General features: G+C 63.3%; 10 protein-coding genes. 2 read left to right on the top strand and 8 right to left on the bottom strand.

Annotated elements, in window-relative coordinates:
* Window positions 1-114 precede the first annotated feature (114 nt).
* Window positions 115-1854, bottom strand: coding sequence for a 2-isopropylmalate synthase (gene leuA, locus ACFC25_RS20855; RefSeq protein WP_337348544.1), 1740 nt, complete (start codon window positions 1852-1854; stop codon window positions 115-117).
* Window positions 1855-2107: 253 nt separating this feature from the next.
* Between leuA and ACFC25_RS20850 the strand changes: the two genes are divergently transcribed.
* Entirely contained in the window at window positions 2108-4060 is a 1953-nt protein-coding gene (locus ACFC25_RS20850; RefSeq protein ID WP_376048672.1) for a M13 family metallopeptidase, read from the top strand.
* Window positions 4061-4127: 67 nt separating this feature from the next.
* Here the strand turns inward: ACFC25_RS20850 and ACFC25_RS20845 are convergent, their stop codons facing one another.
* The 5 genes from ACFC25_RS20845 to ACFC25_RS20825 form a co-directional block, all read right to left on the bottom strand.
* The gene (locus ACFC25_RS20845; RefSeq protein WP_376048670.1) at window positions 4128-5708 is read right to left on the bottom strand and encodes an LCP family protein; all 1581 of its coding nucleotides are present in this window, start codon (window positions 5706-5708) and stop codon (window positions 4128-4130) included.
* A 98-nt stretch (window positions 5709-5806) separates the two neighbouring features.
* Complete coding sequence (era, locus tag ACFC25_RS20840; RefSeq protein WP_337348546.1) at window positions 5807-6766, bottom strand: GTPase Era; 960 nt, start codon at window positions 6764-6766, stop codon at window positions 5807-5809.
* Complete coding sequence (locus tag ACFC25_RS20835) at window positions 6750-8081, bottom strand: hemolysin family protein (protein WP_337348547.1); 1332 nt, start codon at window positions 8079-8081, stop codon at window positions 6750-6752. Before ACFC25_RS20835 ends, era begins: the two co-directional genes overlap by 17 nt.
* Window positions 8078-8551 (bottom strand): rRNA maturation RNase YbeY, encoded by a 474-nt coding sequence (ybeY, locus tag ACFC25_RS20830; protein ID WP_337348548.1) that lies wholly within the window; start codon window positions 8549-8551, stop codon window positions 8078-8080. The genes ACFC25_RS20835 and ybeY overlap by 4 nt, the downstream gene beginning before the upstream one ends.
* The gene (locus tag ACFC25_RS20825) at window positions 8548-9633 is read right to left on the bottom strand and encodes a PhoH family protein (RefSeq protein WP_376048665.1); all 1086 of its coding nucleotides are present in this window, start codon (window positions 9631-9633) and stop codon (window positions 8548-8550) included. Before ACFC25_RS20825 ends, ybeY begins: the two co-directional genes overlap by 4 nt.
* Window positions 9634-10023: 390 nt before the next feature.
* Here ACFC25_RS20825 and ACFC25_RS20820 point away from each other — a divergent pair, with 390 nt between their 5' ends.
* On the top strand, window positions 10024-10944 hold the full coding sequence (locus tag ACFC25_RS20820) for a GerMN domain-containing protein (protein ID WP_376048699.1): 921 nt from the start codon (window positions 10024-10026) through the stop codon (window positions 10942-10944).
* An 8-nt stretch (window positions 10945-10952) separates the two neighbouring features.
* Here the strand turns inward: ACFC25_RS20820 and ACFC25_RS20815 are convergent, their stop codons facing one another.
* Window positions 10953-11735: a 16S rRNA (uracil(1498)-N(3))-methyltransferase gene (locus ACFC25_RS20815; protein ID WP_376048662.1), complete on the bottom strand. Its 783-nt coding sequence runs from the start codon at window positions 11733-11735 to the stop codon at window positions 10953-10955.
* A gap of 2 nt (window positions 11736-11737) precedes the next feature.
* The gene (gene dnaJ, locus ACFC25_RS20810) at window positions 11738-12865 is read right to left on the bottom strand and encodes a molecular chaperone DnaJ (RefSeq protein WP_337348551.1); all 1128 of its coding nucleotides are present in this window, start codon (window positions 12863-12865) and stop codon (window positions 11738-11740) included.
* Window positions 12866-12867 lie beyond the last annotated feature (2 nt).

Here is a 12867-nt window from a genome sequence, read left to right as displayed (position 1 = left end):
GGGGCTGTTATTTTTTTTTGTACCACTATTAACTTCCCATTTTTCGGGGGTACGGCGCCCATTGGGGCGGGGCTGGCGTGGCGCGCGGGGGGCGGGCGCGCAACGCGTTCCGGGTCAGGCGCGGGCGTCCCTGATGGCGCGGTTGACGGCAGAGATGACTGCCTTGAGAGAGGACATGCTGGTGTTGGCATCGATGCCGATTCCCCACAGGACCCGCTCCCCCACTGCGCATTCGACGTAGGCTGCGGCCATGGCGTTGCCGCCTTCGGACAAGGCGTGCTCGCTGTAGTCGAGGACCCTGACGTCAACGCCATCCTGGCCGAGGATGTCCAGCAGCGCGGCGATGGGGCCGTTGCCGGTCCCGGTCCGGCTGACCTGGCTGCCGTCGATGCCGAGGGACGCGTGCAGCGTCATGCCGCCGTTCTCGTCAGTTTCGGTGCGGACAGTGCCAAGGGAATAGCGCCCCCACTGCCCTTCGGATTCACTCGCAGGCAGGTATTCGTCCTGGAAGACCTGCCACAGCTGGGCTCCGCTGACCTCGCCCCCCACGGTGTCGGTGCGCTTCTGGATCACTCCGGAGAATTCGATCTGGGCGCGGCGCGGCAGGTCCAGGCTGTGCTCGTTCTTGAGCAAGTAGGCCACGCCGCCTTTGCCGGACTGGGAGTTGACCCTGATGACGGCTTCGTAGCTGCGGCCCAGGTCCTTGGGATCCACCGGCAGGTACGGGACCTGCCACGTGAAGTCGGCTACGTCCTTGCCTGCGGCGGCAGCGTCGCGCTCCAGCGCTTCGAAGCCCTTCTTGATGGCGTCCTGGTGCGAGCCTGAGAACGCCGTGAAGACCAGGTCCCCGCCGTACGGGGAACGTTCGGCCACGGGCAGCTGGTTGCAGTACTCCACGGTGCGCCGGACGTCGTCGATGTCCGAGAAGTCGATCATCGGGTCAATGCCCTGGACGAAGAGGTTCAGCCCCAGCGTCACCAGGTCGACGTTGCCGGTCCGTTCGCCGTTGCCGAAGAGGCAGCCTTCAATCCTGTCAGCACCGGCCATGTAGCCCAGCTCAGCGGCAGCGACGCCGGTGCCGCGGTCGTTGTGCGGGTGCAGGGACAGGATGATGCCCTCGCGTGGGTGCAGGTGCCGGCTCATCCATTCGATGGAATCGGCGTAGACATTAGGGGTGGCCATTTCGACCGTGGCCGGCAGGTTAATGATGACCTGGCTGTCTGCGGAGGCTTCAAAAACATCGGCGACGGCGTTGCACACACGGACCGCATACTCGAGTTCCGTGCCGGTGAACGATTCCGGGGAGTATTCGTACGTCACGTGTGTATCGACGAGCGTTTCCTCGTACTTCTTGCACAACCGGGCGCCCTGAAGTGCGATGTCCAGGATTCCGTCTTCATCCTGGTTGAACACCACGCGGCGCTGCAGGACGGACGTGGAGTTGTAGAGGTGGACGATGGCCTGCTTGGCGCCTACCAGGGACTCGTACGTCCGCTCAATCAAGTGTTCACGGGCCTGGGTCAGGACCTGGATCGTGACGTCGTCGGGGATGTGGTTGCCCTCGATGAGCTGGCGGACGAAGTCAAAGTCGGTCTGGGACGCTGACGGGAACCCGACTTCGATCTCCTTGTAGCCCATGCGGACCAGCAGGTCGAACATCTTCATCTTGCGGGCGGGGCTCATCGGGTCAATCAGGGCCTGGTTGCCGTCGCGCAGGTCCACTGCGCACCAGCGCGGTGCCTTGGTGATGATTTTGTCCGGCCACGTGCGGTCCGGCAGTTCAACCGTGATCTGTTCGTGGAACGGGCGGTACCGGTGGGCGGGCATTCCAGAGGGCTTCTGTGCGTTTCGCATTACTATCGGGGCCTTTTCTATGGTTCTTATCTGAAAGGTGGCCGGGCAACACAAACTCCGCGACGAGGATGGGCCTTGCGCTAGATCGCGTCTGAGGCCTCGCCGCGGCAGATAAGAAGAAGGAGCTCTGCGCGCACCTTTTGAGGGTAGCACGCGTGCGTAAGATGAGAGTGCACCACCGTCCTTATCGTCCAGCATGCAGACGCTGCGCCAGTGCCGGCACCGGCACGGACCGTCGCACGAAGGAGCTTACGTGCCCATCTCGGGGATCGATCTGTCCAACTTTGACCACAGCGTCCGGCCGCAAGATGACCTGTACCAGCATGTGAACGGGTCCTGGCTCAAGTCCACCGAAATTCCTGATGACCGCCCACTGGAAGGAACATTCACGGCCCTGCGGGACGGAGCAGAGATCGCAGTCCGGGACATCATTGAGGAAGCCGCCGGCAAGGGCGAAACATCCAGCGGCATCGAACGGAAGGTCGGGGACCTCTACAACAGCTTCATGGACGAAGCAACGGTGGAGGCAAAGGGCATGGAACCTATCCGCGACCGGCTGGCCCAGGTGTTCGCCACCAGCACGGTGGCGGAGCTCGTGGCACTGGCCGGCAAGCTGTTTCGCGCCGATGTCTCAGGGCTTTTCTACATCTACCCCGCCCCGGATGCCGGGAACCCGGACCGAATCCTGCTGTACACCGGCCAAGGCGGCCTCGGATTGCCGGATGAGTCCTACTACCGCGAAGAGAAGTTCGCGCCGATGGTCTCGGCATACAGTGAGCACGTCCGCACGATGTTCACCCTTGCAGGCATCGACAACCCCGGGGAAGCGGCCGCCCGGGTGGTAGCGCTGGAAACCCGGCTGGCTTCGCACCACTGGGACAACGTCACCCTTCGCGACCCGCAGAAGACGTACAACCTGAAGACCGCCGAGGAGGCCGCCGGGCTGTTCCCCCTGCTGGGGACCTGGTTCGACGCCGCCGGAATCGATGCCGACAAACGGCAGGAAATTGTTGTCAGCACACCGGACTTCTTTACCGGGGCCAGCGGACTGATCGAGTCGGAGCCCCTCGCGGTGTGGCAGGAATGGCTCGCGATGCGGGTTATCGGTGCGGCCGCGCCCTATCTTTCACAGGCCTTCGTGGATGCCAACTTCGCGTTCTACGGAACCACCATCAGCGGCACGCCACGGAACAAGGACCGCTGGAAGCGGGGTGTCGGCGTCGTTGAGGCAGCCCTCGGTGAAGCCGTAGGCCAGATCTATGTCTCCCGGCATTTCCCCGAGACGCACAAGGCACGGATGCAGACCCTGGTGGCCAACCTCATCGAGGCTTACCGCCAAAGCATCACGGGCCTTGACTGGATGGGCGAGGACACCAAAGCCGAAGCGCTGCGGAAGCTCGCCGCGTTCCGCGCGAAGATCGGCTACCCGGACAAGTGGATTGACTACTCTGCGGTGGAGATCGATCCTAAGGACCTGTTGGGGAACATTGAGCGGGCCCACAATGCCGACGTCGACCGCCATCTCGATGAGGTGGGCAAGCCCGTGGACCTGAACAAGTGGCTGATGACCCCACAGACGGTCAATGCCTATTACCACCCGATGCTGAACGAGATCGTCTTCCCGGCAGCCATTCTCCAGCCGCCGTTCTTTACCGCGGACGCCGATGACGCCGTCAATTACGGTGGCATCGGGGCTGTCATCGGCCACGAGATCGGCCACGGTTTTGACGATCAGGGATCCCAGTTCGACGGCGGCGGCGCGCTGCGCAACTGGTGGACAGAGGAGGACCGGAAGGCGTTTGAGGAGCTAACGGCCAAGCTCGTAGCCCAGTACGATGCATTGTCCCCGTACGCCGCGCCCGGCCACAACGTAAATGGCAGGCTGACGCTTGGCGAGAACATCGGCGACCTCGGCGGTTTGACCATCGCCTACAAGGCCTATCTCATCAGCCTTGACGGCAAGGAACCGGAAGTCCTGGACGGGCTGACCGGACAGCAGCGCTTCTTCGCCTCATGGGCTGCCGGGTGGCGGCAAGTCATCAGGTCGGAGGAGGCCATCCGGAGGCTGGCCACCGATCCCCACTCCCCCAACGAGTTCCGGACCAATGCCATCGCCAAGAACTTGGATGCCTTCCATGATGCCTTTGGCGTGACCGAAGCGGACGGCATGTGGATGTCGCCCAAGGACCGCGTCAGTATCTGGTAACCACCCCTGAGCAAAGGCGGGCCGGCACATCAGTGCGGCCCGCCTTTGCTTGCTTCTGAAGTCCCCGTCAGCCGGAGACGATGAGTTCCGGATTGGCCTGCTGGCAGACGGCGTCGCCGGCAGTCTGGTTCACGATGTCCTCGGGTAGGGCCACGGCCCCGTACTTGGCGCCGCTGGTGAAGTCGGTTCCAAGGTAAACCTCCACACCCACCAGGGCGGGGGCGGGCAGGATCTGTCCAGCAGGAATCCCAAGCAGCGCAGCCACGTCCGTGGCCACGTCCTCGAAGCCAGGTCCGTAGTACACCACAGACTGTGCCACTGCCTGGGCTTCGAGTTGTCCGGTCTGGGCGAAGCCACCTGAGACCAACGCCTGGACAATCTCCTGCGCGCGCCCGGGAACGCTGGTGCCGTTTGCCACCGTCACGGGCTGGAGTGTTTTGTCGTAGGGCGGCAGCGGCGTCGTCGTTTCCGTGGGCGCCGCAGTGGGTGGAGCGGTTGCCGGGTCAGTGGGTGATGGCGACGGCGTGGGCGCCGTGGGATCTGTGAGGTCCACGTCCTTGCGGAGTGCCGAGAACAACTGGGCGCCTGCCGGCTCAGCGATCTCCAGCCGGTTCACGTCCAGCCGCGCGGCGGTGGTAGGTACGGCAACGAAGGCGACCTTGCTGATGTCAATGTCCTTGAGCCGGTTCCCGATGGTGAGCAGCGACGGCACAGATGCAAGTCCCTCGTCCACGGTCAGGTTCTGCGTGACCACGTCAGCGATGCGGAGCATCTTGGAGGGGTCGGACAGTGTGCCTTCGTCTTTGATCTTGCGGGTTAGGGAGGAGAGGAAGCCCTGCTGTGCCTTGATCCGCCCGAGGTCCCCTCCGTCGGCGAAGGCATGCCGGGTGCGCAGGAAGGCGAGGGCCATTTCGCCTTCCACAGAGGATGTGCCCTTTGGGAGCCGGAGGCGTGAATCCGGATCGTAGACGGCGTCACTAATACAGACTTCAACACCGCCCACGGTGTTGGAGAGTTCCTTGACGGCGTTGAAGTCCGCCATCATGAAGTGGTCGACTTCGAGCCCGGTGAGCTTGTTGACGGTGTCAACGGCACAGCCTATGCCGGCTTGGGCCATGGCCTCATTGATCATGACTCCGCTGCGGGCCGGGTAGACCTGGTTCGTCTTCTGGTCCTTGCACTGGGGAATGTCCACCAGCAGGTCACGGGGGAAACTGATGACATTGACGCGCTTGTTGTCGGCCGAAATGTCCATCAGCATCATCACGTCAGATTGTCCATACCCGCTGGAGTCCTCGGCCGTGCCGTATTCGGAGTTCTTGCCGTCCCTGGTGTCAGAGCCGAGGATCAGGATTTGCATCCGGTCGTTGGAGTCGCTGACAGGCTGGGCGGTGCCGTCCCCTGCGGTGAGCGGTGCTTTGGAGATGTTTGACTGCAGGCGGAAGTACCAATAGCCGGCGAAAGCCAGGCCGCCTACCACCACAACGGTGACGAGCGCGGTGGCTACTTTCAGCCATACCGGCATCCCGCGCTCTGGCCCAAGGTGGCGGGCGGCGCCCACCGCGGCATCTTCCGCGTGACGGGAAACTGGTCCTGATCCGGCTGACAGATCAGCTCCGTACTCGCGCTTGTCGCGGCCTCGCACCACAGGATGTACCTTCCTCTAAAATCTGAATCCGGCCCATTTTAGTAGTCCAGGCTGGGAAAAAGCCGGGTGCCGCCGTCGGGGCACAGGCTGAGACGTTCTCAGAAGCCTAGCTTGACCAGCTGTTTGGGGTCGCGCTGCCAGTCCTTGGCTACCTTCACATGGAGGTCAAGGTAGATCCGGGTGCCCAGCAGGGCCTCGATTCCCTTTCGGGCATTCGTGCCCACTTCGCGGAGCCTGCTGCCTCCCTTGCCGATAATGATTGCCTTCTGGGAGGGCCGTTCCACATAGAGGTTGACCCGCACGTCGAGCAGTTGGTTGTCCTCTGCCCGTCCTTCGCGGGGTACGATCTCGTCCACGACCACCGCCAGGGAGTGGGGCAGCTCATCGCGGACTCCCTCCAGGGCGGCCTCGCGAATCAGCTCAGCCACCATTACGGCTTCGGGCTCATCGGTAAGTTCGCCGCCGGGATACAGCGGAGGCGACGGCGGCATGTGGCTGATGAGCACATCGGCCACAGTTTCGACCTGGAAACCGTCAGCGGCTGAGACCGGAACGATGTCCTTCCAGCCTTCGTCCCCGAAGACCTCACGGCCGAGGGCGGCGACGGCGAGAAGCTGTTCCGTCAGCGCCTGGCGATCAACCAGGTCCGCTTTGGTGACGATTGCGATGACCGGCTTGTTGCCCACTGCGGCCAGCTGGGCAGCGATGTACTTGTCGCCGGGACCGATCTTTTCGTTGGCCGGGAGGCAGAACCCGATGGCGTCCACCTCGGCCAGGGTGTCTGCCACAAGATCGTTAAGGCGTTTACCCAGCAGCGTGCGGGGACGGTGCAGCCCGGGGGTATCCACCAGGATCAGCTGGGCGTCGTCACGGTGGACGATCCCGCGGATCGTGTGCCGGGTGGTCTGGGGCTTGGCTGAGGTGATGGCCACCTTCTTGCCCACCAACGCGTTGGTCAGCGTCGATTTGCCGGCGTTCGGGCGCCCCACCAGGACCGAAAAGCCGGCGCGGAAGCCACCGAAATCTTCATTGGAAGGGGCTTTACTTTTCTTGCTCACGTGGAACTCCCTGCTGGGTTGTTTCCGCCTCGTCGAGGAGGTCTTCAAGGTCAGTGTCTACTTTTGGTACGGCTGCCGCAACGATGTGGCTGACGCGGTTGCGGCGGCCTTCAAGCCGTTCGGCGCGCAGCGAGATGCCGCCCACCTCGACGGTGCTTCCCACGATCGGCACCCGGCCGAGGGCCTTCGCCAGCAGCCCGCCAACGGTGTCCACTTCGTCGTCGTCGAGTTCAATATCAAAAAGCTCCCCGAGGTCATCGATGCTCATGCGGGAGCTGACCCGGTAGGAGCCATCATCCAGTGCCACGGCTTCGGCACTTTCGGTATCGTATTCGTCCACGATTTCCCCGACGATCTCCTCGATGAGATCTTCCAGCGTGACCAGGCCCGCCGTGCCGCCGTATTCATCGATGACGATGGCCACGTGCGTGGATTCTTTCTGTAGCTCACGAAGCAGGTCGCTGACCGGCTTGGACTCCGGAACGTACCGCACCTCACGGGCCAAGGACTCGACAGGCGGTGGTTCCTCGTCCGGCGCCAATTCGTGCAGAGTGGCTGCGACGTCCTTCAGGTAGACGATTCCCAGGATCTGGTCCGTATTGTCCTGGATCACCGGAATCCTGGAATAGCCGGAGCGCAGGAACAAGGACATTGCCCGCCTGAGGCTGGACCCGGCGTCGATGCTGAGGATGTCAGTCCGGGGAACCATGACGGCGCGCACCAGCGTGTCGCCAAAGTCGAAGACGGACTGGATCATCTCCGCCTCGGTGTCCTCAATCATGTCCGATTCACTGGCCCGGTCCACAAGCTCGCGGAATTCCTGTTCGCTGAAGAATGCTTCGTCCCCGCCGGGCGCACCGGGCGCCGCAGCACTGCCCAGTGCCACCAGCCATGCCGGAATGGGACCAAGGACCCAGGTGAGGAACCGGATCAGCGGGGCCGTGAACCTCACGACAGCTGCCGAATGGAGCCGTCCGAGTTGCCGGGGAGAGACGCCAACGATCACGAAACCGAGCAGGGCCATGATGCCCGTGGCTGCCAGCCCGGCGAGCCAGACGTTGTCCAGCAGGCTGTGCAGCAGGACGGCCACGGCCACTGCCGAGGCCATCTCGAACCAGATCCGCCAAAACCTCAGCGCGCGGATGTGCGCCACCGGGTGGGCCATGATGCTTTTCATGGCGTTTCCGCGGCTCCTGAGGAGAGCCTCTTCGGCGTCGTGCCGTGGAAGGAAATTGAACGCAGCCTCAGCCGCGGTCAGGATGGCGGCAATGCTGAGGAAAGCCAGGGCCATGCCAACAAGGAGCAGGGGCGTCACTGCGTGGTCTCGGCGGGAGCTTCTTTGCCGGTGAAGCCGGACAGCAGTTCGCGCTGGAGCCCAAACATTTCAGCTTTTTCTTCGGGCTCTGCGTGGTCGTACCCCAAGAGGTGGAGGATACCGTGGGTGGTCAGCAGGAGCATCTCATCCTGGAGGGAGTGGCCCGCATTTTTCGCCTGGACTTTGGCAACCTGCGGGCAGACTGCAATGTCACCCAGCATTCCCTGCGGAGTGGGACGGTCCGGAGTTCCAGGGGTCAGTTCATCCATGGGGACAGAGAGCACATCTGTGGAACCGGGCTCGTCCATCAATTCAAGATGAAGTTTTTCCATCGCTGGTTCATCCACCAGGAGAATGGACAGTTCAGCCTGGGGGTGGATATAAAGCTGGCCAAAGATGTACCTGGACAGCGCAACCAGCTCCGCCTCGTCCACTTGGATACCGGATTCGTTGTTCACTTCAATGCTCATGCCCGCTCCCCCTGCTTTTCACGGCTCACCGAGTGCTTCACCCGGTTCCGTTGGACATCGTCCCAGACGCTGTACGCCTGCACAATGTCACCGACAAGGCGATGGCGTACGACGTCCGTCGCGTCCAGGACGGAGAAATTGATGTCCTCGATACCGCGCAGGATCTCCTCCACGATCCGTAATCCGGAACGCGTCCCAAACGGCAGGTCCACCTGGGTGACGTCCCCGGTCACCACCATTTTGGAACCAAAGCCGAGCCTGGTCAGGAACATCTTCATCTGTTCGGGTGTGGTGTTCTGCGCTTCGTCAAGGATGATGAAGGCATCGTTGAGGGTACGTCCGCGCATATAGGCCAAGGGCGCCACTTCGATGGTGCCGGCAGCCATCAGCCGCGGGATGGACTCCGGGTCCATCATGTCGTGCAGCGCGTCGTAGAGGGGACGGAGGTAGGGGTCGATTTTGTCGCTGAGCGTGCCGGGCAGGAAACCAAGCCGCTCCCCCGCTTCGACGGCCGGCCTGGTGAGGATAATACGGCTGACTTCCTTCTGCTGAAGCGCCTGGACGGCCTTCGCCATGGCGAGGTAAGTCTTGCCGGTTCCGGCAGGACCGATGCCGAAAATCACCGTGTTGGCGTCGATCGCGTCTACGTAGTTTTTCTGGTTCAGCGTTTTGGGCCGGATGGTCCTGCCCCGGCTGGAAAGAATGTCATGGGTTAGGACATCGACCGGGTTTTGCAGGGACTGGCTCCGCAGCAGCGCCACCAGTTGCTGCAGCACTGCGGGGCTGATCACCGTGCCACGGGCTACCAGGCCCCGGACCTCCTGTAGCAGCCGCATGATCCTGGGGACATCGGCCGCCGGGCCGCTGATGGACAGTTCGTTGCCCCGCACATGGAAATTGACGGCGGGAAACTGTTCTTCGATGAAACGCAACGCCTCATCGTGGCTACCGAGCGACTGGACCATCTGATCGGAGTTATCAAAGACAACCACCTCCGTCCGGATGCCGGGAAGGGTGTGGGGAAATTCTCCTGCGGTGCGCTCAGTGTTCAGCCGGCGCTTTCCGTTAGCTGATTCAGTCATGGTGCTGGCCCGCAGGCCTATGGTCCCCTCCAGTTCAAGTACGTAATCCCGCAGACCGCCGCGGCGTGTGGTCCCGCCCGTCGGAGGTCTCCGGATTCATACCATCTTACGCCAGCGCGCCGCTGTCAGCGGCTGGGGGCAGCCTTCCGCCAGTGCCGGAACGGCCCATGTGGGCGGGAAGTTGCCGTCATTAGGTATCAACTTCATATCGGCCTCATATCGTTCCCGTTGCAGTTGTACCGGGCAGCCGCCTTGCGCCACCGAGGCGACTTTCCTTATGCAATGCTGGAAATTCAAGGCCGTCCGGGGACCGGCTGCATCATCGCTGCCAGGAAGGATAGTGCCATCACCGTGCCGGGACCAGAAACGCCCCTTGCCTTGGGTACTGCCCTGGGGCGCATCCGCTCCACCGCCCTGCTGAGCCTCCTGCCTGCCGTCCTGATCCTCACGGGCTGCATCGCGGAGCCAGGGCCGGAGCCCACTGTGGTGCAGAATTCAAGCCAGGGCACCGAAAACACCTCGCCAGGGGTGTCGGCCACCAGCGCCCCGCTCGAGACCACACAGTCATCGAACAAGGCACCCGTCTATTGGATCGGCCGCAGCAACAGCAACGTTTTCCTGTACCGCGAGTTCAGGGACGTGCCCGAACAGGAAAACCCGGTTACAAGGGCGCTGCGGGCCATGATGTCTGACAAACCGCTGGACCCGGACTTCTTTACCCCATGGCAGAACCCCAAGAAACTGGCCACGTCGATCTCGGGTAAAAACGTCATCACAGTGGACGTCTCGGAGGATGCCTTCAACAGCAACCTCGACGCCGACATGGCCGGCCGGGCCATCCAGCAGCTCGTCTATACGGCCACGGCGGCCGGGGCGAGTTCCGGGCTCATTGACTCCGGCCAGCAGATCCAGGTGATGATCCTCGTCGACGGCCACACGGACTATCTTGCTTTTGACCACGTGCGCCTCGGCACGCTCATGTCCCGGAGCCCGGGCATGGTGGCGCCGGTCTGGATTATCGATCCGCAGGAGAACGTGGAAGTCGCCGATGGCAGCGTGAAGATTACTGGCCGCAACACCCTGGCCGGTGGCAAGCTCCGCTGGCGGATCCTGCGCGAGGAAGACAACGGCGACAAGACGCCGTACCTGACCGGGGAAACCACGGCCGCGACCGAGGCCGCCCAGTCCGGAGTTTTTACCTTGGCCTTAACCCTCACACCCGGCAACTACGAGCTTCGCGTCGCGCAGGCGGACACCTCAGGAAACGACCAGGAGCTGAACGTTGATACGCGCAGCTTCAGCGTGCGCTAGCTCGACTGTCAGAGCTCAGGTGCGGACCAGCGGCCCAACACATCGCTGGCCAGGACGACTGCAGCGGGTCCGGCGGTGGACGACCTGAGGACGTGGTGCCCCAGAAGCGCCGTTACGGCACCGGCACTGCACAGCCTGGTCACTTCACGCGGACTGATCCCGCCTTCCGGTCCCACAATGAGCAGGATTTCGCGGGTTTCACTGCCGTTCGCAGCCGCCTGCCAATTCTCCAAAACGGACCGTAACGGCCGGACAGCGTCCTCGTGCAGGATGATTGCGAGATCGGCCGCGCCGGCAGCCGCTGCCAGTCCGGGGGTTTCGACGGCGGCGCGCACCTCAGGAATCCAGGCCCGCCGGGCCTGCTTGGCCGCCGCCGTCGCCACCGACTGCCACTTGGCATGTGCCTTGGCTGCCCGTTCACCCTTCCACCTCACGATGGACCGTTCGGACTGCCACGGGATGACCGAATCAATCCCGAGTTCGGTGGCAGTTTCAACTGCGAGCTCGTCTCGGTCGCCCTTGGCCAGCGCCTGCACCAGGACAAGCCGGATGGCGGGCTTTTCTTCGACCGTCAGCGCCGAACACTCCACTGTCAGCTCCAACGGCGACGCCGCCACGACCGTGCCGGTCAACCGCTTGCCGGCCCCGTCTGCGATGTCCACGGACTCGCCGGGGGCAAGCCGCTTGACCGTTACCGCATGCCGCGCCTCAGCCCCTTCCAGGACAAAGTGGCCCCCTGGGACCATGTGGTCCAGCGTCCCGGGAGCGCTAAAGAAAACCGGATTGCTCACCCCTACAGGTTACCGAGCCGGTCCCGCAGCTTGGCAAAGACGCCGCCGCTGGCCGCGAGTTTGCCCTCAGTGAACTGCTCGCCGCGAAGTTTCGCCAGTTGCCGCAACAGGTCTTCCTGCGCCGAATCCAGTTTGGCCGGGGTCTCCACCTGAAGGTGTACCTTGAGGTCGCCGCGGCCATATCCGCGAAGGTGTGTCACGCCCAGGCCGCGAAGGGTGATGATCTCCCCTGACTGGGTTCCCGACTTGACGTCGATTTCCTGCAGCCCGTCGAAGGTTTCCAGGGAAAGTTCGGTTCCCAGCGCGGCAGCGGTCATGGGGATGTTGAGCGTTGCATGGAGGTCGTCGCCGTCACGTACGTACGTGGCGTCGTTGTTGACCCGGATCTCAACGTACAGGTCACCGGCCGGGCCGCCGGCCGGGCCTGCCTCGCCCTGGCCCGACAGCTGGATGCGGGTCCCGGTGGCTACGCCTGCAGGGACCTTGATGGTCATTGACCGCCGGCTACGGATCCGCCCCTGCCCGCTGCATTCGTTGCAGGGGTCCTTGATCACGGTGCCGAAGCCTTCGCAGCTGCCGCAGGGGGCGGCGGTCATGACCTGGCCAAGGATGGAGCGGACCGCTCTCTGGACCTGGCCACTGCCGCCGCAAATGTCGCAGCGTTCCGGGTGGCTTCCCTCCCGGCAGCAGGAACCGTTGCACGTGGGGCAAACGACGGCGGTGTCCACCTCAAGCTTTTTGTTGACCCCGAACACGGCGTCGCGGAGTTCGATCCGGACACTGATGAGGGCGTCCTGGCCGCGCCGGACGCGTGAAGCCGGACCCTGCGATCCGCCAGCGCCGAAGAAGGTATCGAAGATGTCCTGGAAGGCGAAGCCCTGTCCGGCGTAACCGCCGCCGCCGAAGCCGTTGTCGGTACCGTTTTCGTTGCCGGTGGTGTCGTAGACCCTGCGTTTCTGCGGGTCGGAGAGTACCTCGTAGGCGTGGGTCACGGCCTTGAAGCGGTCCGAGGCATCCTCACCGGGGTTGACGTCCGGGTGGAGCGTGCGGGCCAGCTTGCGGTAGGCCTTCTTGATCTCTTCCCCGGTGGCTTCCGGCGAGACTCCAAGGACGTCGTAGTGGCTGCTCAAAG

The organism is Pseudarthrobacter sp. NPDC055928, assembly GCF_042270935.1.
Lineage (GTDB): Bacteria > Actinomycetota > Actinomycetes > Actinomycetales > Micrococcaceae > Arthrobacter.
Note: the sequence above shows the minus strand (reverse complement) of the source record. Positions and strands in the feature narration are given on the sequence as shown.

Bases quoted from the DNA above. Each gene is read 5' to 3' on its own strand.
- leuA (WP_337348544.1), bottom strand. From the start codon at position 1,854: ATGCGAAACGCACAGAAGCCCTCTGGAATGCCCGCCCACCGGTACCGC.
- ybeY (WP_337348548.1), bottom strand. From the start codon at position 8,551: ATGAGCATTGAAGTGAACAACGAATCCGGTATCCAAGTGGACGAGGCG.
- ACFC25_RS20825 (WP_376048665.1), bottom strand. From the start codon at position 9,633: ATGACTGAATCAGCTAACGGAAAGCGCCGGCTGAACACTGAGCGCACC.